This is a genomic window from Pirellulales bacterium (assembly GCA_036499395.1).
In the GTDB taxonomy this organism is placed as follows: domain Bacteria; phylum Planctomycetota; class Planctomycetia; order Pirellulales; family JACPPG01; genus JACPPG01.
The window spans coordinates 192,253-213,806 of record DASYDW010000068.1; the positions used below are offsets into that span (position 1 = coordinate 192,253).

The window sequence follows — 21,554 nt, forward strand, 5'->3', positions numbered from 1 at the left end:
TACGCCGGACTTCGTAAAACTCTGCAAAGTTGTCGAATAAGGTATGATGATGGTGTCGGTGCGTGCCCGCTGAAATGGCACGTCGACTCTTCATCGGACCGGTCGGAACCGCTCTTTTGTCCGCACTCCCCACCAGTTTATCGGCGCGATTCCTGGCGACCCTGGGCGGTCCGGCGCGGATGCGCCTGGCAAAGTGGTCGCAACTGATCCCCGTGATCGGCGCCTTCGAGCCGGAACTGATCGAGCTTTCGGACAGCGAGCTGCGCAAACGCAGCCTGTCGCTGAAATACCGGGCACGTAGCCGCGAGCCCTTGGGGCAGTTGCTGCCCGAGGCGTTTGCCCTGGTGCGCGAGGCCGGGCGTCGGTCGCTGAATATGCGGCACTTCGATGTGCAGCTATTGGGCGGCATAGCGATGCACAATCGATCGATTGCCGAAATGCAAACGGGCGAGGGAAAGACGCTGACGGCCACGCTGCCGATGTATCTCGAATCGCTGGCCGGCAAGGGCGCGCACCTGGCCACGGTGAACGATTACCTGGCTCGCCGTGATGCGGACTGGATGAAGCCGTTGTATCAGGCGTTGGGTGTCACGGTGGGGGTTATCGAAACGCCCATGCAGACGCCGGCCCGCCGCGAGGCGTACGGCTGCGACGTCACCTACGGCACCAGCAAGGAATTCGGCTTCGATTTTCTGCGCGATCGGTTGTTGCTGCGTCGGATGGCCGAAGGCATGACCGACGTCGTCGGCAACATGTTGGGACATCATGGAGCCGGAGGCGACGAGCCCGTCCAGCGGCCGGCACATTTCGTGCTGGTCGACGAGGCGGACAGCATCTTGATCGACGAGGCACGCACCCCACTGATCATCAGCGCGTTACCGACCGAAGAAGAGTTGATCGCCGCGGAATGCCATCGCTGGAGCGCCGATGCCCCGTCGCAATTCGTCGAAGACGAGCATTATGAGTTCGATCACGACAAGCAGTCGGTCGAATTGAACGCGGCCGGCCGGCAGTTGGTCCGCGCGCTACCGAAGCCGAAGTCTTTGGACTCGGTCGGCCTGTTCACGATGTACGAATTCATCGAACGGGCGATCAAGGTGGACCGCGTTTATACTCGCGACCGGCATTATGTCGTTCATGACGGCGAGATCGTCATCGTCGACGAGTTTACCGGACGATTGGCCGAGGGTCGCAAATGGCGGGCCGGCATTCACCAGGCCGTCGAGGCGAAGGAGAAGGTCGAAGTCACGGTCGCCACGGGCCAGGCGGCGCGGATCACGGTGCAGGATTTCTTCCTGCGCTATCCGCGCATGGCTGGCATGACCGGCACCGCGGCCAGTTCGTCGGGTGAGCTGCGCCGGATTTACAAGCTGCGCGTGGTGCCGATTCCCACGAACCGGCCCGCGATTCGTCAACGATTGCCCGAGGCCACCTACGGCACTGCGGACATGAAATGGGCAGCCATCGTGCAGGAAGTCATCGAGACGCACGCCACGGGGCGGCCGATCTTGATCGGCACGCGCTCGATCGACAAATCCGAGCTGCTGGCGGAGTTGCTCAAGCAGGCGGGAATCGCGCACTTGGTGCTGAACGCCAATAAGGTTGCCGAAGAGGCCGAGATCATTTCGCACGCCGGCGAGTTTGGCAAAGTGATTGTCTCGACCAACATGGCCGGCCGCGGCACCGATATCAAACTGGGGCCAGGCATCGTCGACCTGGGCGGCCTGCACGTGATTTGCACCGAGATGCACGACTCGGCCCGTATCGATCGGCAGTTGATCGGCCGCTGCGGACGCCAAGGGGACCCGGGCACCTGGCGGCAATACTTAGCCCTGGACGATGACATTCTGCTGGCCGGTCTCGGGCCTAAACGATCGAAGAAATTAAAAGAGCTCGGCGAGCGCCAACCAGAGGGCCTGACGAAATACGCCTCGCTGTTCCCGAAGGCGCAGCAGCTCATCGAACGAAAGCATTTCCGCGATCGCCGTGTGCTGATGTACTACGAAAAAGAACGGCGCAAAATGCACGAGCATCTAGGGCAAGACCCGTACCTCGACGCCGCCGGGGGGTAGCACGCGAGGCTTATCGCGGGCGGGTGTTGAATGCCTTCAGCCGTGGCCGGAGTAGGGCAATCGCTCCCAGAAAAACGCCCACGAAAAATATCAACCGCGGGTATTTGGCCAGTACGATCACCGTGGCCACGACCCCCACGAGCATCCAGCGGCTCATCGGACGAGCCAGTTCCGGTAACGCCAGCCACAGCACGGCCAGGATCATGCCGATCCGCAGGCACGAGGCCGCCACGTTTTGATGTGTGCCCTCGTCCCCTGGTACGAGCAGCGCGATCCCCCCCACGATCAGTAAGAGTAGCGCCAATATGCCGACTGTGGGGCGATGCATCAGCAGGGAGAGTGTCGAAGTGCAGGGCTTTGAGGCGGGCGACAGGCGGCGAGCGACTCAGGTCTTGTCGAGCGAATCGATCCAGCGCAAAAGCTCGCCGAACTCCGCGGCATTCAGATCGCGGGCCGTTTCTCCCTGGTCGACCACGGTCACCGTGTACTTCAACTTTTGAAGCTGCTCGAGTCCCGCCGCGATCTGCTGTGCGAAGTTCGCCTTCTTTGCCGTTGTGGCGAAGAGAGTCAAGCGGGTCGCCGGATCGTTTTCTGGCACGCGACCTAACAGCGGTGCGTCGACCGCCGCCACGCCGCGCACGACGTCGCGATGCAGTAGCGCCACCATATAGGCTAACGACCCGCCCGCTTGCTGGCCGAGGACCACGACTCGCTGGGAATCGACGTTGTAGTGGGCGCGAATTTCGGCGATCGCCTTGGCTATGAAATCGACCTCTGGCGGCATCCAGCGAGACGGGTCCGCAGAACGCGGCGCCAAGAGAATCAAGTTCTGCGCATCGCACGGTTCGCGCCAACGGGCGAGCAGGTCTTCGTCCTTGGTGCCGCCGGGCGGGTGAAGCCAGACGACCAGGCCATACGAAGTCTGCCGGTCATAGGCCTCGGGAACGTAGGCCGAGCAGTCGTTTTTGAATTCAGGTAGCTTGACGGCGAACTGTCCGACCTGGGGACGATCGCCCGCGGCCGTGATAGCTACGGTCGCTTCTCGCGCGGGAGGCAGCGTGGCGGGCACGGCCGCCGGCTCGGTCGTCGGCTTCAGATCGATTGTCAATGTTTCGGCGCCGCGCCTGGCGACGAGCTTAACGCTCTCGCCAACTTCCAAGGTGCTGGCATGTTGAGCGAGGTCCTCACGCGCTGGCGTGAGATGCCCATCGATCGAGACGAGAATATCTCCGGCTTGCAGTCCCGCCTTCGCGGCGGGGCTATCGGGATAGACGAAGCGCAATGGCACGCCACCGGCCGTAGCCGGCGCGTCACGCAGTGGCAGGACGCCCAAAAAGGCACGGGCGTAAGGGGCCAGCGAGTCGACCAGCTCGATATCGCGCTCGATGCGTTCCTCGCCGCGCAGGACGACGATTTTGATGGTGTCGCCTGCATAATGGCGATTGATTCGCTCGCGCATTTGCGCTTGCCGGGAGACGGGCTTGCCGTCGATTTCGATGATCGTATCGCCGGACTTCAGCCCGGCCTTATAGGCGGGCGAATTCGGTCGACAGCCGACGATCACCGGCGGCTTGGAATAAACATCTTTTCCATTGAGGCTGACACCGACGATGCCAGGCTTTAGATCCCGCCCGGCGCTCAATCGGGGCAGGACGGTAAAAATGTGTGACAGCGGTACGGCGAAGCCGATGCCCGAGTCGTACCATTCTGCGCCTGAAACTTCCTCGTGGCTGTCGGGGGACAGAGGTACGAGAATCCCCAGCACGCGCCCGCGAATATCGATCAGCGGTCCGCCGTAATTATGCGGAGAGATCTTGGCATCGGTCTGGATGGCGGTTCCCCAGATGCGGTTCAATCCACTAACGATGCCGACCGAGATATTGGGCTGCGCCGCGTCGAACGTGCGCCCCAGCGCGATCGACCATTGGCCGACGCGAATGTCACCTTCAGGCACGGCCTCAGGCACGGGGAGCTTTTCTTCGACTTCGACCTTCAGCAGCACGAGCATCCGCTGCCGGTCCGTGGCCACCAGTTTCGCTGGTGTACGGCTGCCATCGGGCAGGCTGACCAGAATAGAACTCGGACGGGAGATGAAATTGAACGCGCTTGAAATGATAAATCCATCGGGCGAAACGATCAGGCCCGTGGTAGGTCCGGTGTTGACCAGCATGTTACCGATGCGTTCCAGGCCGCCCACGGTTTCGATGCGGACCAGCGAGGGGGCCACGCGTGCCGCGGCCGCGGATATTGCCTGCTGCTCGAGCTGGGGCAAATCTTGAGCGGCGCGCGCCGGTATCGATAGCGCCGTTGAGATGGCGAGCGCGCCAATCACCAGCGGTGTGATGATCGATCGATGGATTGTCTTTCTGGAACCAACCATGCTTATGCGGATGCCCTTTATGGCTCGACGGGTGCGGAGAGTTTCACTTCGATCAAGTCCTGCCCGCGGATCACGGTGACCTTCAGCGTGTCGATCCGATCGACGAACGATAACTCGTTCGCGAGGGCCTTGCACGATTGAACCAGGCGATCGTTGACGAAGAGCAGAAGGTCATCCGGGCGCAAGTCCGCATTCGCGGCGGGCGACCCCGGCCGGACGGCGTCCACAAACGGGGGCGTGCGCTCCAGAACGTCCGGCACCAGCACCAGTCCGAGCAGTTCGAGCGTGAGAGCCTTTTCCGGCTTCTGCGAAGGCTCGTCCGTTGGCTTGCGGACGAAGTTCCCGGCGCGAATCTGGTCGATGGTCGTGGTCATTTGATCGACCGGGATAGCATAGTTGAGCCAGGTATTGGAAAGCGTATTGCGCAGTTCCTTACCGAGCATGCCCAAGAGGCGGCCGTCGAAGTCCGTAAGCGCGCCGCCGGCTGCTCCGGGATTATTCGTCATCGCGTCGACGACGTAGACTGGTCCCTTGTAGGGCGTCTCGAAAACGCCGCGGCGAGCTTCGAGCCGTGTTTTACTGGCCACGATGCCGTGTAGGACGCTGGCTTGCTCGTCCCCGGTTGCAATGCCAAACAGATTGCTGAACGCCAGGACGCGCGTGCCAGGTTCGGCCGAAACGGCCGCCGCGAGTTCGAAGTACGATAGCCCAGTGGCGTCGATCTTCAGCACGGCCAGTTCGAGCCGCGGATCGGCACCCAATAATTGCGCCTTGAAGCGCCGGCCGTCGAACAAAGTGACACTGATCTCGTCGGTGTCGAGGACGTAGCTCCAAACGGTAAGGATATGCCCTTCGGCCGAAATGAGCAGGCCGCTTTGATACGCCTCGAGCCCTTGGAAACCGCCGGCGCCGTAGATCTTGGCAATCTTGGGCTCGGCCTGCGCGACCGTGTCACGCAGGCCTACTGCCTGCGCGGCGCCAGCCAGCGAAACAAAGAGAAGTAGAAGCGAAGCCGTCAGAAGCGACCTGACGACTCGCCGAGATGAAGCTGGAGTAAAGCGGTCGGGCATTATTCGCTTCCTCCCTTGTCGAGCTTGATGGCGGACAGTTTCACGGTCAGGTACGAGGCGTCGCCGTAGCGGCATTCAATTTGTCGCGGAAAGACACGCCCTTCGATCTCGGCATAGTCCGAGAAATAAAGCTCGCATGGATCGTCGTCGGGACTGCGGAACATTTCCAGCGCGGCGAGATTGCCGGTTTTCGAGTCGAAAATGAAGCGGCACTCGACTCCGCCGTACGTGCCGGACATGGCGTCACACAATTCCGAGGCATGCGCGCCTGCCAAGGCCCGATCGTGACCAAGCAACATGATAGCGCGGCGATCGACGATGTCCTGGCTGGTGACCAGCGGCACCGTGCCCAGGTATTCGAGATTACCGAAACGGTCGGGGCCGACGACCAGCAGCCGGCGCCACAGACTTAGCGCGGCCAACATGCCGCCGCTTCCGGGCGGATCGGTCACGCTGGCCAGGTTGTCGCCGATATGTGCTTCGAGATGACCGCCAGGCATTGTAATCGCGGCAATCGAATTTGAGAGGCGGAATTGCGCCTCGCCCCCCGCGGCCAACTCACCACGCAGCGTCCACTCGCCCGACGATTCATGAAAATCGCCACGCGCCACGCAACGATTCCAAGTCCGGGCACGCTCGATCTTGTTGAAGTAGTAGTTGGCAAAGCCGCGACGCGCCTCGAACAACGCCTTGACGTTGTCGGGCATCGGGGGCGCCTGTCCGGGGTGCATGGGGCCGCGCTTTGGTTGATCGTCAGGCTGGTCCTTTTCGGGGACTTCCTTCGGCTGCTTGGGGCGCTCCTGTTTCGGTTTATCCGGCATTTCGGGCGCGGGAGGGCGTCCTTGCACCTTGGCCACGAGTTCTTCGGGGCTGTGAAGACCTTCGAGGCGCACGGCAATGTCGTAGGTCTTCCCCTCGTGACGATAGGTCAGCGGGATGCGCCAGTCCTTGGGGAAAATGCCGAGCACATTCTTGAAGGTGTTGACCGTGCGAATCGACCGGCCGGCGAAACGAACAATCTCATCGCCGTAACGCAACCCGCGGCGGAACGCGTCGGAATCGTCGAGAATATCGGTCACGGCCACGGTACCGTCAGGACGCGTGGCAATGCGTGCGCCGAGCGTGGCATGATCGACGATGCGACCGGCCTTCAGATGGCCGAGGAAGTTCTTGATTTGATTGATCGAAATGGCGTAACCGACACCGACATTAACGCGTCCGCGCTTTTCGAAGCTGCCGCGGCCGTTGATGCCGATCAGCCGGCCCTGACCGTCGAAGAGGGGGCCGCCCGAGTTGCCGGGATTGATCGACGCATCCGTCTGCAGGCAGTCGGTGTATTCCAGCAGCGTGCCCGCCGGATACTGATAGCGATGCACACCCGAGATGATCCCGTAGCTAACCGACGGCGTAAAATCTGTGGCGAGCAAGAAAGGATTGCCCACGGCGAAGGCCGGGTCACCGACCTGCACCTGGTCGCTATCGCCCATTTCGGCATGAGGGAAATCGTCGCGTCCCAACAGCTTGACCAAGGCCACGTCACCAACCGGGTCGATACCGACGATCACGGCGTCGTATAAACGGCCGTCGGCCATGCCACACTTCATGGCATCACCCGAGCCTTTGGTGACGTGAAAGTTCGACAGCGCATAACCGTCGGGCGAGATGACGACGCCCGACCCGCCCCCCTGACCGTCGGCCGCGAAGATGGCCACGGCGGCCTGCTGCGCGCGATCGATGACCGCCATACGATCGGCCTCGGCGCGCAGTACCGACTCGTCCACCTCCGCGCGCGCCGCGGTCGCAAATATCGCCAGAATCAGCATCGCCGCGCAGGCATATCTCATTTCAATATCCTAGCTTCACACAGGTCCAGGGCATCGCCGACATCCAGGTCATCGCCGAAATCGACGACCAGTTTCAGTCGGTTTACGCCGGAAATGTCGAGATCCACCGGGCGTGGCGCGTCTTTTCCGGTAAGCGTTCCCTCGAACAGCAGGCGATCGTCGCCGAGGATTTGCAAATGCACATTGCCGCCGGGCCGGACGCGATCGTCGATGCCCACGATCGCGTGAAAGCTGCGGTACTTGTCGGGCAACCGGTACGTCAACTCGGTACGGCTGTGGGCGGCGATCCCTTTGGCATATTCTTTTCCGTCGAGCTGGAGCGGCCCGCCGTCTAACGATCGGTCGATGCGCGGCTGATAGAAAACGCGCGAGGCCGGCGAGACGTTGGCGTCGCCGAAGTAGGGAGTCCAGTTGATCGACTCGGGCTTGAGGTCACCGAGATATTGCAGATTGCCTTGCGAGAAGTCGATTCGGGCGAGGTTGGCCGCGGGGCGCGTGACCTCGAGCCCGGCCGGGGTGCGCAGGCGGATGACATCGCCGTCCAAGGTCAACGACGCAGCCTGCCACTGCATGCCGGCCGTGTCGGTCAGGAGGCCACGAGCTGGAGTGGGGCGAGGCCGGTTTTGATCGCGGTAGAGCAGACCATCGACTCTTGGTCGCTTGACGCGGCGCATCTCTCCATCGAGCTCGAATTGCACAATATCGGCCGAGATATCGTGCAGCACGCCGCTGAGAAAATCGAGCGCGTCATCCTTGCGCACCACGATCAGATCTTCGCTGCGGTCCTTGGTCGTGATTTCTTCCCATTGCGCGGCCGCCGGGCCGGCATGCTCGCGGAATTCCACGGAATCGATCTGACGCGTGGGAATCTCGAGTTCGCCGCCCCCTGTCAGGATGACGTTCGCCGCGCGCCCAGTGACGGTATAAGCCGTGGCCGAGATTCGCGATCCGTCGACCAGCTTGATCCAGGCCGTTGTGCCTTGTGCGCTGGCGGGAGTCGCGGCCGCGACCGTGATACCGACCAGTTCCTTGACGGGAATCGTTCGATCGCCGTCGGTCGTGGCCACGGTCAGGGTGTCATCGGTCAACGCGGTCACCTGGCCGTGAATCGAATCGCCAGCGACCGTTTGCACCTGGGCATCTGGCGTGGCGGTCAGCAGCGCAACCAGTAGTAATACGCTCATCAATCACACTCCGAAGCCGATTTCCGCGGACGCCTTGCTTTCGGCAATTGTCGCGGCGAATGGCGATGCAAGCGGCCGGTTTAGGTTACCGGCCTCCCTCTTCCTCGGTGGCCAACTTCTTGAAGTATTGCTCGATGACGTCGCGGTAATGCGACGGAAAATCCTTGCCGATTTGTTGTAACGCCTCTTCCCGCTCTTTGGCCGGCAAGTCTCCCCAGCCAGCCGTACGGCCGATGTTCTTTTTGTCGACGTTGCCGGGGCCCTTGGCGCCCGCGATACGACTATCTGGCATCGGCTGCGAAGGGGGCGCGGCGCCGCCGCCAGAGCTTTGTTGTTGCTGTTGCTGCTGTTGTTGCTTTTCCATGTCCTCGATCAACTTGTCGAGCGACGCGATCACGTCGTCTTCTTCCTTACGGACTTTCTCGCCGGCGCGGCCGAGATCCAGCCGGCGGCGAATGTCGTCCATCCGGCGGGCGATGTGATCGAGCGAGTCATCTTCGAGGGCTTTGAGATCTTCTCGCATCAGTCCAGCAACCGTGGTGTAGCGCGCTGGCCCGTCAACCACCTGACTGAGCAAACGGTCGATCGTCCGGAGCCCATCGGTTTTGTTAAGCAGCCGATGATGCGCGACGCTTTGATAAAAAAGCAAAGCCGCGGGATCGACCACGTCCGTAGGTTCCAGGCCGGCGAGTTGCTCGAGCGATTCGTCGTAAAGCCGCTGCTGCGACAGCCAACGACCGTAATACAATCGCAGGTTATTTTGCTCGAAGGGGACTGTGTCCGGGGCCGTGAGCCACATCTGTGGCAGCAGTGATTTCTTGTCGCTAGCCGTGGAGCAGAGCTTAACGAGCGCAGCGGCGCGAGGATCGGCGATCGCAAACGTTGCGGCGAGCCGATCGAGGGCGGCGGTCGCCGGCGCCGTGGGCGAAGCGTCCTGCCAGAGTTGTGCGGCCGCCTCGAGGATTGCCGCGTCGGCATGGCGCTCGGCCAGCCAGGCCAGGGCCAACTGCCTCGCGTCTTCCGCCGTGGTCGCCTTGAGCACGGGAATATTCGCGAGCGCGTCGGGCTGGGCGTCGGCGGCGCGGGCAGGTGTTGCCTGCAACGGTAATGTGATCGCGGCGATGACGAAGAAACGCAGCGCGTTCATCGGTTTTTCCCCGTAACGATGTCGCGGGTGACGCGGAAGACACTTTCCTCGCGCTCGGCTAACCGCTGCAATTGCTCCAGAATGTCGGGCTTATCGGCCTGGCCGAGGTCTCCTTCGACTAACCGCGACAGCCGCTTGGTACGCATGTTGATGCGCATCTGCAGCGAGCGGATCATGCGCAGTTCAGCGAGGGAATCGATTAGCGGCGGCTCTTGCTGTTCGCCTTCTTGGGCCTGTTGCTGTTGCTGCTTTTGCTTTTCCATGTCTTGCTGCGCTTTTTGCAGCGATTCGATCATTTCCTCGAGCGCCGTGATGACGTCCTCTTCGATACTTTGTGTGAGCTCTCCCACATCAGCGTGGCCGAGACGGACGACGATCTGTTCCATGTCCTCGCGCATCTGCTCGACGGCTTCGGGGAAAGCCACGGCGGACCCCTCTTCGTGCAAGATTGCCAGGGCGCTTTCGGCTTCGAGTACGATTTGCGACTCCTTGCGACTTAGCCGGCCAGCCTCGATTTCGTCGTCCCGGTCGCGCTCGGCGGCCGGGGTTTGATCCACACGTTTGGTCCCTTCGTAAACCTCGACCTGGGCTTGCAGCATTTTACGAAAGCGGGCCTCGAGCATGGCCAACATTCGTTCCAGCTCTTCTTCACGCAACTGACGCAAGATTTCTTCCAATTCCGCCTTGGCTTGTTCAAGCTCGCGAATCGCGGCCTCTTGGTCTTCGACCGCGCCCTCGCGGTGCGCTTTCTCCAGCTTTTGGCGGGCCGCCTCCATCTTTTCCTGGGCGGCTTGGACACGTTTGCGGGCCGATTCAGAAGCGTCCTTCGGCTGTTCGGCGGACTCGTCTTGCTCGCTCTCTTGATCCTGGGATTCTCCCTGTTGGCCCTTTTGACCCTGTTGGCCGCTTTGCTTTTTCTTTTTGCCTTGTTCCTGCGGCTTACCGTCGGAAGGCTTGCCGGACTCTGAGGGCTTCGCGCCTTCCTGGTTTTCGTCGGCGTTCTTCTCGGCGTCGGACTTATCCTTATCCTTGTCGCCCGCCTGGTCGGCTGTTTTCTCCTTGCCGGCGTCGTCCTTAGAGTCTTTGGCAGAATCCTCGCCCGATTCCTGAGCCTTGTCTTGTTCGGACGGCTTGTCGCCGGGCGGCTTGCCCGACTTGCCGGGGCGGGTGCCGCCATCGCCGGGCGTGGAATCGTTCGGCGATGAATCCTTGTCCTCAGCAGACTCCTCGCCCTCGGCAGCGTCTTTTTTCGAATCCTTCTTCCCGGACTTGTCGTCGCGCTGCGAGGCTTTGTCGTCCTTGGGCTTCATATCCTCGGCGAGCTTGCCGGCGTCATCGGCGACCTTTTGCTGGCCCTCGGCAAGCCCCTGCATTTCGCCCCCGCCCGAGGTCTGCCCTTGCAACTGCCGTTCTTTATTGATGAGCTCGGCGACTCGACGAATCTGCTCCTTATATCGGGCTCGTTCATCCTTCAAGCTTTTGTCGCGCTCTTCGCTCAGCAACAATTCGAGCAGTTCCGCCAGATCCTTGTTGACGTCGTTCTGATTGCTGAGGGCTACGGAAAGCCGGTCCTGGCCGAGTATCTCGGCCAACTTGTCGAGCTGCGCGCCGATGAGCTGGTGTTTGCTCTCGGCGACGGCCTTTCGTAACAGCGCCGCACGCTTAGGGTCCGAAGGGGCCGTTAGTTCGGCCATCCGCATCATGACTTCTTCGAACCGCTTATACTTGTCGGCCAACTGCTGCTGCTCGTTGGCCAGGTCCGTGGCTGAGCCACTGGTGGACGCCGGCGGCGTTTTCTCTGTCGGCTCATCGGCAAATACGATAGCGCCGACGGAAGCCACAAAGCAGAATGTAAGCGCGGCCACGGCACGGCGGAATGTCGCGTTCATTCGGAGTCCTCCAGCAGGTCGCGCACCTTGCTCTTCTGCCGCTCGCGAATCTGTTCTTGCAGCGACTTTTCCGAGTCGATGATCGAACGCAGCATGTCGATCGCCTCGTTGAAGCTTTCCAACTCCAGCATCTGATCCCGAATCTGTTCCATCGCTACCAGGACCGCGTCGACCTGTTCGAGGGCCGTCCGCCGGGCGGCGGGGCGCTCGCCGGCCGGGGCGGCCAGCAGAGCTTGCAGCCGGCGGTCGCACTCGGGGAACATTTCGTTCCCCACAACCCGCAGCGGCTCGGCGATCCTATCCCTTAAACGTACCCGCAATTCTTCGGTATCGACCCGATTGTTGACAAGTTCTTCGCGAATGTCGTCGAAGGCCGTGGCGATGCCCAGGGTCTCTTGGCCGTTTTTCTCGGCGTTTTGTCGAGCCCGTTCGAGGGACAGGTCGGAACTGGGGGCCGTTTCGGCGGGCGACTCCTGCTGAGCAGGAGTGTCCGTTTCCGCAGGCTTCTCCTTTGCCTCGGCGTCACTGCCAGCCAGGGAATCGCGGGTTTCGGTCACTTCCGCGATCGTGGCTTCGAACCGCTGCCGGAGATTCAACTCGCGCGATTCGAGCATCGTGCGTAACGTCTCGGGGGCAACGACGTCGAGCTGGAAGCGCTCGCCGGTGGCGGTGTGAGGCTGGTCGCCGTCGACCAGGTGATAGGCGTCGGACGCCTCGGCCCCGAAGAGGATCTTCTGACCCGGCTTCAAGTTCAGGTCGCGAACCTCGTACGCTTCGTCAACGGTAAGTTCGTTACGACCCGCGGGGGCCGCGACGAACGGAGCACGCGCGGGGGGTTGCTCATCGACCGTGACGTGAAATCCCGCGGCATCGACTCCGTAATCATCGTTGATCTGGCCCACCAAGGGGAGCCGGGCTTGCGGTGTGACAGCGGTGCCGATACCGCGCAGTTGTAGCGACAATTGCGGCGGCTCGTCGGCGACGGCCGATAGCGCCACGACGAACGGCGTGCGATTCTGGATGCCATCCGTATCAAGCAAGGTGAACGACAACGTGGTGTCACCCGTCAGTTCGGGAAGCGGGAATGCGAAAGTGCGCAAGTCGCCGCCGGTCATGGGCAGGCTCACCGTCTTGCTCACCACGTTCGTGCCATCTTGCGAGTAGTCCAGCCGGGCATTGACCAAGTCCTTGTTGGCGCGGCCGCGGACCGCGATTTTCGTACCCAAGGGAACTTGCATTGAGCCCGTGACACGCAGCTCGCGCGGGCTGCGCTTCATGTAAGCCGGATACTCGCAAAAGAGCGTTGTCTCGTTCACCGTCGGACTGTCGACGACCTGGATTTGCAGGTTCCGCAGGTGCGCGTCGCCGCCATAGACATCGAACGTCAACGAAGACAACACATTGGAAAACGTATGACGGAAGTCCTGGTACGAATCACGATCGGGATCCGCGTTGCCGATGCGGGTCATCGTTTCGCGGCCGCGGACGGCTTCGCCCGTCACGTAACGTATTTGCACAACGTCGGGCACCCGCGGCATGTGAAGATCGGCCTGTACGACAACGTCGACGTCGTCCCCTCGGGCTACGATTTTTGTGCCGTTCTTAAAACCGGGAACTACGAGCCGGGTATTGCGCGGCCAAGGATCGTTGGTCAGACCGGCAAGACGCTCGACGCCGAACAAGAGTGTCGCTGGTACGACGAGCAGGCCGATCGCTAAGGGAATACTCAGCAAACCGGCTGCGCCAAGAGCGCGGTTGAGCGGCTCACGCCGGAACACCTGGTCGAGACTCACCTGCCGAGAATGCAGCGCGGCCTCGTCCAATGTGCTGGCCAACATCTCGCGCGTGAGATCTCCGAGTTCACGATCCGACTGCGTCATATCGACCGCGGTCAGCAGGCTGTCGTCAAAGGCCCGGAAGCGGCGCTCGAGCAACAGCGCCAGTCGCGCGTCCGAAAGGGGGACCGCCAATCGTCGTACGACCATCTGATAAAAGACCAGTGCCGTGGCGATGGCACCGATTGCCAACAGCGAGCGACGGAAGCCGGGCGACGGCTCGAAGAACCAATCCGCGGCCAGGCACAGCCAGAAGGCGCCGCACAAGGTCGCGATGCTGGCCGCGATGCCCTCGAGCGCAACATAGCGCCGAATCCGTCCGCGCAGCCGCGACAGCAGCACCGTGACGTGCGGTTCCAGACGCGGCGGGTCAAGGACGGTTGCCATGAATATGTCGTTAATGCCTAACAGCGAGCGGGCATGAATCTATTTTGGGTATCGCTCGGATTCTCGCTACGCCAACTTCACTAGTCGCCGCACCAGCCACTCGGTGCAAAACAATCCACAGACGATCGACAGCGTCCACCAATTGTCCCACAGCCGGGCCGGCGTATCCAAAACGATCGTCAACCGGCTTTGATCGCGCAATTGCTTGACCAGCGGCCCTTCGTCCTGACCGTTGCCAAGCGCCGCTTCGAGTCCGACAAAATAGGCGCCGCCAGTCTTCGTGGCGACCTCGTTCAACAGGGCATCGTTACGCTGCGGCTTCTCGCGCTCCAGATCCGGAACTTTGACTTGAATCCGCCGCGTGAGGCGCTCCTGAGCTGCTTCGGGGACGGGCAATTCCAGTCGGTAGACGCCCTCTTTGCGGACGGTGAACTGACCGGCAAAGCTGCCCGGCCGGCTGGGATCGGCCAGCAGCGTGACATTTTGCTGGGTCGTATCAGGCAGGTAGATCTGCAGGTTGACCTGCGGAGCCACTAGCGGTTCGAGCTGCGCGCCATTGAGTTGGGCTCGAATGGCCACGGTATTACCGAGCAAGTAGCGGTCGCGCTCCACGAGCAGCACACCGTGATTCGATCCGCGTAGCAGTCGTCCCTGTGCGACGAAGCGAATGAGCTTCGTGTACAGACGCTCGAAATACGCTTCGTCGTCGGCGCGGAGGCGCCACATTTCGCCACTGCCCAGGTAAAAGACCCGACCGGCGCCGAAGAACTGTCCGGCCAGGTAAACGGGCTGCTGATCTCCCTCGCGGGCGCGAGGATCCGAAAAGCGGGCGTAAACCGTGGCGGCAGGTTTGGCGCCCTTCACTCCGTAGTAGCCATAAACACCTTTGAACTCGGACCAGGCACTGGCCGTGGCGGCTGCGGAGTCTTCGATCCATAGGAATTCGGCGTCTTTACCGTCGCGTGTGAATTCCAGGGGCCACGGCTCTTTCGAACCGTAGCGACCGTCGTCCAAAATCGACAGGCGACGGTTGAATTCGACGGGATACAGGGCGCGAATCTTGGCGAGCGCCGCGTCTTGCGCCAGGGCGTCGCTGTGAATCGGCCCTGCGATAACGATTAACCCGCCCGCTTGCTCACCGATCCATCGATCGACAGCGTCGATTTGCGCCGAAGACAAGACGCGCCAATCGGGGTCGAAGGCCACGATGCAATCGTATTCGAATAGCTCTTCGCGGGTGGAGGGGAATTCGTCGAGGATCTCGTTGGCGTCCTGCGAGATGCCTTCCTCGCCGGTTTGCAGCAAGACGTTGACGATCATGTCCTTGTCACGCCGCAACTGGTTGCGCAGGAACTGATACTCGCGCGTCGGACCGCCGGCGAAGAGCAACACCTTCGTTTTACGGTCGACGATCTCGATATCGACCTCTTGCTGGTTGTCTCCGGCGTACGAATCCTGGCGCGGCGCGACCACTCGTAGTGCGAGAGTCTTTCGCCCGACCGCATCAGGAACCATCTCAAATGGGACCGGCACGACCTCGCCGTCGCCGCCGAGCGTGACTTGCTGTGACGCGACGACGGTCCCCGCGTTCGCCCGTGCCTCACCGCCGCCGCTGGGCATGTCGCTCGCCAGAAGTTCGACGGTTACGGTCTGCCCAGCCATACCTTGTGCCTGCAGATAACCGGTGGCGGTGTACTTGTCGCCCGGATAGGCACGCGCCGGGGCTACGAAGTCGCTGACCCGGACGTTGGCGTTTTGACGATCCGATCCAATGCCGATAGCGAAAATGGGAATACCCGCCTCGCGGGCGTTTGACAGCACACTGGCTGGCTCGATGCCGGCATTCTGTTGGCCATCGGTAAAGAGAATCAAGCCTGAGACCGGCTCGTTATGCTCTTCGGCGAGAACCTGCCCCAGGGCCTGCCCAAGGCGCGTTTCGGCTCCTTGCGGCGCGAGCACTTCGTCCCACTTGATATCGATGGGGGCGGGTTGTTTTGATTCGTCCGTCGAGGGTTCCGGTGGCAGCTTTTCGAGTGTTGCCAGGCGGGCCACCTCCTGATCGAACCGCAACAGCACAACATCGTGCGTGCGCCGCAGGTCTTTCAGAAAACGGGAATCAGCGAGCGCCGCCTGAACTTGCTGAGCGCGACTGGGCTCGGCCGGGACCGGCGATGAGTCGGCGTCGTGCAGACCCATGCTGAGGCTGCTGTCGACCATGACCAATGCGCGCGAGTTGGTCACCATCTCGCGTTCGTTGCGCCATTGGGGCTGCATGTAGACCAGCCCCAGACCTATCAGTGCCGCGAGGCGTAGGCCTAGCAGCAACACGGCGACAGCGCGATGCAACTCGACGCTGTCACGTCGATACATATATATCGTGAACGTGACGAGCGCAGCGAATACCGCCAGTGGCAGCAGCCAATCCGCGGCCCCTTCGGCGCGACCCCATTCGAAGGCGGTTCGCACCCCTCCGACAGCCAGAAGAAAAGTCGGCATCAGCGAACCTCCCGACCGGCTTTGGGATGGTAGCTGGCCGAGTAGGCAAGCAATTGTTCGCCGATCAGGATGCCGATCAGCAGGTAGAGAATCCAGTCGCTGAGATTCGATCCGGCTAGTTGCTGCGCAGAGACCTGGACATCCCCGGCGGAACGGTACTCATAACGAACCTCGGGCAAACGCGAGGCAAGTGCATCACGACTGATGACCGCCAGATCCCCTTCGTCGGCCTGCACGTTCACGGCGAACAGACGCACTTCGGGCTTCTCGTCGACCGTCGATAGTTCTGCCTGGTAGACGCCGCTAGTCAGCGCATCGGCAAGCGACGCCGACAAGCCACGCGGCGAGTTCGTGGCGTCGACCGTCAGGGGCGTCGCGTCGAGACCTTCTGGCGGAGTGAATCGCACGCGTGGCTGGTAGAGCGCCGCGTCGAAATCGATCGTGATCGGAACGCCGACCAGACGCGACTCTTGGGTGGCGTTCGACTGCGCCAGGTAAGATTGCAACTCCAATAATGCCACGACAAAGCTGGGATTGCGCCCCCAGTTGTTCCACAAGGGGGCTGCCGTGGTCAGCATGGCAACGACGCGCCCTTTGCCAAACTTGTGCTCGATGGCCACAGGGTCGTTGTTGCGAAGGCGAGCCACGATCTCGGTGCCTGAATCGGGCGCGGGAGACCAGCCTTTGGGAACGAGAAAATATCGTTCGACCGTCACGCCCGCCAAATAGCTGTTTCGTTCGCCGGCGAAGATGCCCAGGATTCCTTGGTCGACCGGTTCGATGTCGGCGGCTTTCTGTAAGCGATCGACGAGCAATTGCGTGTCACGCACCAGCGGAACGGGAAAGAGCCCTGCGCCGTCGCGATAGAGCTGATCGTTATAAAATTTCGCCTGCGTGTGTTCGCCCACGAAGAACATGGCGCCGCCGCCGGCTTGCACGTATTTCTCGAGCGCGGTGACGCCCGGCGCATCCAAGCGATCGACGTCGGCCAGGTAAATGGCCCGGAATTTTTCCAGAGCATGCTTGTTGAGAAAATCAGGGCGTTCGATCTGCGGCTGCAGCCCGGTATGCGCGGCGCCACCGGGGGCGAAGACGGTGCTTAAGAATTTCGCGTTACGGTTAGTTGGATCGCCATCGATGATCAGCACCGGCACGGCGAGCGGTAAATCGACCAGGCAATAACGGACGTTGTCGGCCGCGACGGTGTCGCTGGCCAGGCGCGCGGTCACTTGGTGAACGCCAGCCGTGGGGAAGAAGACCTCGAAGCGACGCGTTTCGCTTTGCCCGGCTCCGACCTGGTCGATCGTGATTGCCGGCCGTTCGCGACCGTCCTCTGACAGCATCACGGCCACGTTGTCGACCGGCGTGCTGCCGAAATTATGGACGCTGACATCCATCGGCACCGGCACTCCGGCCGCTTGAGTGCCGTCGAGGGGGCGAATCGAAACGATCGACAAATTCGGCCGGGAGGTATCGACGCAGTTGACGAGATAAGTTTTGGCCGCAATCTGGCTGACGCGTGCCAGGCTATCGGCGACTTCGGCTGGATCTTGCCAGTCCCGCGCGCGAAAGTCCGAAACGACGTGAACCACGACGTCTTCACCCGTCAGCTCGGGAAGCAACTGTTCGACCGCCACGAGTGCCGTACCGATGCCGGCGGCCTCTTGCGACGATTGCAGACGCTGCACGCGCGACATGAGTTCCTGGGCAAAACGCGTGTCGACGCGCTCCTGCAGCAGGTCGAAGCGATTGCCGCTACCGCGAGTCGCCTGGCTGTAACGCAGTAGCGTAAAGGTCTGCGGCGTCGATTGTCGCGCGGCCTGCTCGGCAATGCGTCCGACGACATGCTTGGCTTCGTCGAACGCGCTGGTGTTGGCCCAGCGATCCGACATCGAAAAGCTATCGTCCAGCAGAACGATTTGATGGGTTTTAACGGCGCCGAACAGCCGTCCCCATTGATTTTGCAAAAGCGGTTGGGCCAGTAGCAGGACGATCGCCGCAATAATCGCCACGCGCAGCGCCAGCAGCAATAGCTCCTTCAGGCGAATCCAGGTGCTGTTCTTGCGGCGGCTGACCAGCAGGAATTCCATGGCGGCCCATTGAACCCGGCGGTGCCGCATGAGATTGATCAAGTGGATCAAAATCGGCACAGCCAGGATCAGCAGTCCCCACAGTAATCCTGGATTGACGAACGAAGTCATAACTCTTCAGTCGCTTGCGGGAAAAAACTCGAGATCATCGTGATCGTTAGTTGCGATGGTGCATACCCAGGCGATTACTGAGGTAAGTGGCCAAAGCGACGTCCAGCGGTTGGCTGGTACGGATCAGGGCGTAATCGACGACGTGTTTAGCACATCCGCGCCGTACCTCGTCGAGGTAGGCGTTCAAGGCCTGCAAGTAGCCCTCGCGCAAGGCTCGCGGGTTGCAACTCAAGCGGTCGACGGTCTCCAACCCCTCGAAGCGTGTCGCACCGTTGAACTCGAAGTCGAGCTCGTCATCATCCAAAACGTGAAACACGAGAATGTCGTGGCCGCGTTGTTTCAACATTTTCAGACCTTTGAACAGCCCGGCTCGTTCGACCAACAGGTCCGAGATCAACACGATCATGCCGCGGCGCGGATCCTGTTCGGCCACATGGCGGAGGATGCGGTACAGGTCAGTCTTTTCCTGTGGCTTGCTCACGTCGAGCGCCTGAATGATCGACTGCAAGTGGTTCCGCTTACTACGCGGCGGCACGCTGATGCGCGTCGCCCCGTCGAAGGATACGCAGCCAACCGAGTCTTGCTGCCGCAAGAGCAGGTAAGCCAGGCTGGCCGCGACCGTGCAGCCATAGCTGTACTTGTTCAGGGGCCCGCGGCCGTATCGCATGCTGCCCGAGACGTCTACGAGCATCGTGCAGCGGAGGTTGGTTTCCTCTTCGTATTGCTTGACGTAGTAGCGGTCTTGCTTGGCCCAGACTTTCCAATCGATATGGCGCGGATCGTCACCGCGCGTGTATTCACGGTGCTGCACGAACTCGATCGATTGACCGAAGTACGGGCTGCGGTGAATTCCGGAGAGAAAACCTTCGACGATGTGGCGGGCGCGCACTTCCAGGTGCGAGATCCGCGCCACGGTCTCAGGATGCAAAAATCTTTTGGAATCGGACGTCATTGGTCAGTTCGTCTTCTTTCGTGGGTGTCGCCTCGAGCAGTTGCTGGATCACGTGGTCGGTCGTAACTCCTTCGCTTTCCGCGGCAAAATTGACAATCAACCGGTGCCGCAACACCGGCTTGGCCAGGGCCCCGATGTCTTCGGTCGTGACGTGCGTGCGGCCATGCAGCAGGGCGCGAGCCTTGGCACCCAGCACGAGAAATTGCACGGCTCGCGGTCCGGCGCCCCAGTTCAATTGATCCTGCACGAAATCGGGGGACCCCGGCTCGCGGACGCGCGTCTGTCGCACCAAGGACAACGCGTACCGCACCACGTGATCCGAGACAGGGACTTCACGCACCAACCGTTGCAGTCCCATGATTTCTTCGGCCGTAAGTACGGGTACGACATGGTCGGTCACGGTGGTCGTCGTGCGGCGGGCGATCTCGAACTCTTCATCGAACGACGGGTACTTCACGTAGACCTTGAACATGAATCGATCTTGCTGCGCTTCGGGCAGGGGATAGGTTCCCTCTTGTTCAATCGGGTTTTGCGTGGCGAGGACGAAGAACGGATCAGGCAGACGATGGCGCACGCGCCCCGCCGTGATCTGTCGCTCTTGCATGGCCTCGAGCAGCGCGGCCTGCGTCTTGGGCGGCGTGCGGTTAATTTCGTCGGCCAGAATCACGTTGCCGAAGAGCGGTCCCTGCAAGAAACGAAACTCTCGCGCGCCGGTCGAGCGGTTCTCTTCGAGGATCTCGGTGCCGGTGATATCGGCCGGCATCAAGTCCGGCGTGAACTGGATGCGACTGAATGAAAGATTCAGTGTGCGACTGAGCGTGCTGATCATCAACGTCTTGGCCAGTCCGGGCACGCCTTCGAGCAGGCAGTGTCCGCGGCTGAACAGACAGATCAGAAGCTCCTCGATGACTTCGTGTTGACCGACGATGACCTCGGAAAGCTGCGCGAGAATCTTCTCGCGCGCCAAGCCGAGCTGTCGAATGGCCGAGGCCTCGTTCATGGCTGTCTTCTCTGGTGTCATGCACGCTTCCTGTAAATGGCGGATCGAACGGTGTTGCTCAGCGTTGATAGATGGGCAACATCGCGTCTTCCAACTGCAAGATGGTCAGGTTGATTGCGGTGGTGTAAATCGTGCCGATGTAGCCCTGGCTCCAGGAACCGTTGGGGCTGGCCTCGGCGACGATGCGATGGTAAATCTTGTCACGGTATTCGTTCCACGTGTTGCCCCCTTCGCGATACTTCACCTGCGCGTAGTAATAATGGGCGTAGTGCCAGTGGCCGAACCCTTCGTTTCCGATGTTCGACAAATTGCGATTGGCATAATCCAACAGCTTCGGCACGAATTCGCTGTCGTAGTCACCGGCATTGAACAAACAGGCGATCGCCGCGGCCGTGATCGCCGGCCGGCCGCCACCGCCCTTGGAACTGTACTGCACGCCTCCGTCGGGTAGGGTGCATTGGCGGATATATTTGATGGCTTTGTCGATGATTTCCTTGGGGACCGGAATGCCCGCGTTCCGGCAACCTCGCAGGGCTTGCACCTGGGTAATGGTGGTTGATCCCTCGTCGAAATCGTGGCCGTCCTTGGCACTGACGTAGCCCCAGCCGCCGGCCTGAGTCTGGGCCTCGCCGGTGAACTGTACGGCCTTGTTGAGAACCTCGATCAAGGTTTCTCGCCGTTCGAGGTCTTCTTCTTCTCCTAAGACCTGCGACAGGAAGAGCATCGAATAGCCGTGGCCGTATGTATAGCGATCATCTCGCGCTTCGCCGATCAGGCCATTGGGACGCGAGCGGCTGACGAGGTAATCGACAGCGCGACGAATGTTCGGCGCGTACTTCCCTTGCGTGGTCGTCGAACCCTCGGCCAGCAGGGCCATGCCGGCCAGGGCCGTCATCGCGGATGAATAGCGACCATCGTTGGCGGACCAGTGCCCTAGCCGCGACTGCGAGGCAGCGATCCAATCCAGACCACGGTGGATGGCGGCGCGTACCTTCGGATCGTGAATCGGCGTGGCGAGCGCAGCGTAAGGCGCCATGTCGACCACGACGATGGCCAGGCAAGTCAGCAGTACGAAACAGAATTTCAGTGGTTTCATC

At 61.3% G+C, this 21,554-nt stretch carries 14 protein-coding genes; 1 reads left to right on the forward strand and 13 read right to left on the reverse strand.

All coding sequences use genetic code 11. The features are described from left to right. Positions 1 to 74 precede the first annotated feature (74 nt). Positions 75 to 2,072 carry a preprotein translocase subunit SecA gene (locus VGN12_13460; GenBank protein HEY4310454.1) on the forward strand — a complete coding sequence of 666 codons (1,998 nt, stop codon included), beginning with the start codon at positions 75 to 77 and terminating at the stop codon, positions 2,070 to 2,072. A 10-nt stretch (positions 2,073 to 2,082) separates the two neighbouring features. Here VGN12_13460 and VGN12_13465 read toward each other — a convergent pair whose 3' ends face one another. The 13 genes from VGN12_13465 to VGN12_13525 all read right to left on the reverse strand — a co-directional run bounded on the left by VGN12_13465 (position 2,083) and on the right by VGN12_13525 (position 21,553). Continuing rightward, a complete protein-coding gene (locus VGN12_13465) occupies positions 2,083 to 2,400 on the reverse strand; it encodes a hypothetical protein (GenBank protein HEY4310455.1) in 318 nt (105 codons plus the stop codon). A 57-nt stretch (positions 2,401 to 2,457) separates the two neighbouring features. Then, positions 2,458 to 4,452: a PDZ domain-containing protein gene (locus VGN12_13470; GenBank protein HEY4310456.1), complete on the reverse strand. Its 1,995-nt coding sequence runs from the start codon at positions 4,450 to 4,452 to the stop codon at positions 2,458 to 2,460. A gap of 17 nt (positions 4,453 to 4,469) precedes the next feature. After that, positions 4,470 to 5,522, reverse strand: coding sequence for a trypsin-like peptidase domain-containing protein (locus VGN12_13475; protein HEY4310457.1), 1,053 nt, complete (start codon positions 5,520 to 5,522; stop codon positions 4,470 to 4,472). Next, positions 5,522 to 7,366 carry a trypsin-like peptidase domain-containing protein gene (locus tag VGN12_13480; GenBank protein ID HEY4310458.1) on the reverse strand — a complete coding sequence of 615 codons (1,845 nt, stop codon included), beginning with the start codon at positions 7,364 to 7,366 and terminating at the stop codon, positions 5,522 to 5,524. Before VGN12_13480 ends, VGN12_13475 begins: the two co-directional genes overlap by 1 nt. Further along, entirely contained in the window at positions 7,363 to 8,550 is a 1,188-nt protein-coding gene (locus VGN12_13485; protein ID HEY4310459.1) for an NPCBM/NEW2 domain-containing protein, read from the reverse strand. Before VGN12_13485 ends, VGN12_13480 begins: the two co-directional genes overlap by 4 nt. 85 nt (positions 8,551 to 8,635) lie before the next feature. Beyond that, on the reverse strand, positions 8,636 to 9,697 hold the full coding sequence (locus tag VGN12_13490) for a hypothetical protein (protein ID HEY4310460.1): 1,062 nt from the start codon (positions 9,695 to 9,697) through the stop codon (positions 8,636 to 8,638). After that, the gene (locus VGN12_13495; GenBank protein ID HEY4310461.1) at positions 9,694 to 11,586 is read right to left on the reverse strand and encodes a hypothetical protein; all 1,893 of its coding nucleotides are present in this window, start codon (positions 11,584 to 11,586) and stop codon (positions 9,694 to 9,696) included. The genes VGN12_13490 and VGN12_13495 overlap by 4 nt, the downstream gene beginning before the upstream one ends. Next, positions 11,583 to 13,808: a hypothetical protein gene (locus tag VGN12_13500; protein ID HEY4310462.1), complete on the reverse strand. Its 2,226-nt coding sequence runs from the start codon at positions 13,806 to 13,808 to the stop codon at positions 11,583 to 11,585. The genes VGN12_13495 and VGN12_13500 overlap by 4 nt, the downstream gene beginning before the upstream one ends. Positions 13,809 to 13,874: 66 nt before the next feature. After that, complete coding sequence (locus VGN12_13505) at positions 13,875 to 16,304, reverse strand: vWA domain-containing protein (GenBank protein ID HEY4310463.1); 2,430 nt, start codon at positions 16,302 to 16,304, stop codon at positions 13,875 to 13,877. Beyond that, positions 16,304 to 18,505 (reverse strand): BatA domain-containing protein, encoded by a 2,202-nt coding sequence (locus VGN12_13510; GenBank protein ID HEY4310464.1) that lies wholly within the window; start codon positions 18,503 to 18,505, stop codon positions 16,304 to 16,306. Before VGN12_13510 ends, VGN12_13505 begins: the two co-directional genes overlap by 1 nt. 46 nt (positions 18,506 to 18,551) lie before the next feature. Next, on the reverse strand, positions 18,552 to 19,457 hold the full coding sequence (locus VGN12_13515) for a DUF58 domain-containing protein (protein HEY4310465.1): 906 nt from the start codon (positions 19,455 to 19,457) through the stop codon (positions 18,552 to 18,554). Continuing rightward, positions 19,423 to 20,478 carry a MoxR family ATPase gene (locus tag VGN12_13520; protein HEY4310466.1) on the reverse strand — a complete coding sequence of 352 codons (1,056 nt, stop codon included), beginning with the start codon at positions 20,476 to 20,478 and terminating at the stop codon, positions 19,423 to 19,425. The genes VGN12_13515 and VGN12_13520 overlap by 35 nt, the downstream gene beginning before the upstream one ends. A 37-nt stretch (positions 20,479 to 20,515) precedes the next feature. After that, on the reverse strand, positions 20,516 to 21,553 hold the full coding sequence (locus tag VGN12_13525; protein ID HEY4310467.1) for a prenyltransferase/squalene oxidase repeat-containing protein: 1,038 nt from the start codon (positions 21,551 to 21,553) through the stop codon (positions 20,516 to 20,518). Position 21,554 lies beyond the last annotated feature (1 nt).

Bases quoted from the DNA above. Each gene is read 5' to 3' on its own strand.
- VGN12_13475 (HEY4310457.1), bottom strand. From the start codon at position 5,522: ATGCCCGACCGCTTTACTCCAGCTTCATCTCGGCGAGTCGTCAGGTCG.
- VGN12_13495 (HEY4310461.1), bottom strand. From the start codon at position 11,586: ATGAACGCGACATTCCGCCGTGCCGTGGCCGCGCTTACATTCTGCTTT.
- VGN12_13465 (HEY4310455.1), bottom strand. From the start codon at position 2,400: ATGCATCGCCCCACAGTCGGCATATTGGCGCTACTCTTACTGATCGTG.
- VGN12_13510 (HEY4310464.1), bottom strand. From the start codon at position 18,505: ATGACTTCGTTCGTCAATCCAGGATTACTGTGGGGACTGCTGATCCTG.
- VGN12_13480 (HEY4310458.1), bottom strand. From the start codon at position 7,366: ATGAGATATGCCTGCGCGGCGATGCTGATTCTGGCGATATTTGCGACC.
- VGN12_13485 (HEY4310459.1), bottom strand. From the start codon at position 8,550: ATGAGCGTATTACTACTGGTTGCGCTGCTGACCGCCACGCCAGATGCC.
- VGN12_13520 (HEY4310466.1), bottom strand. From the start codon at position 20,478: ATGACACCAGAGAAGACAGCCATGAACGAGGCCTCGGCCATTCGACAG.
- VGN12_13500 (HEY4310462.1), bottom strand. From the start codon at position 13,808: ATGGCAACCGTCCTTGACCCGCCGCGTCTGGAACCGCACGTCACGGTG.
- VGN12_13505 (HEY4310463.1), bottom strand. From the start codon at position 16,304: ATGCCGACTTTTCTTCTGGCTGTCGGAGGGGTGCGAACCGCCTTCGAA.
- VGN12_13525 (HEY4310467.1), bottom strand. From the start codon at position 21,553: ATGAAACCACTGAAATTCTGTTTCGTACTGCTGACTTGCCTGGCCATC.
- VGN12_13460 (HEY4310454.1), top strand. From the start codon at position 75: ATGGCACGTCGACTCTTCATCGGACCGGTCGGAACCGCTCTTTTGTCC.
- VGN12_13515 (HEY4310465.1), bottom strand. From the start codon at position 19,457: ATGACGTCCGATTCCAAAAGATTTTTGCATCCTGAGACCGTGGCGCGG.
- VGN12_13470 (HEY4310456.1), bottom strand. From the start codon at position 4,452: ATGGTTGGTTCCAGAAAGACAATCCATCGATCGATCATCACACCGCTG.
- VGN12_13490 (HEY4310460.1), bottom strand. From the start codon at position 9,697: ATGAACGCGCTGCGTTTCTTCGTCATCGCCGCGATCACATTACCGTTG.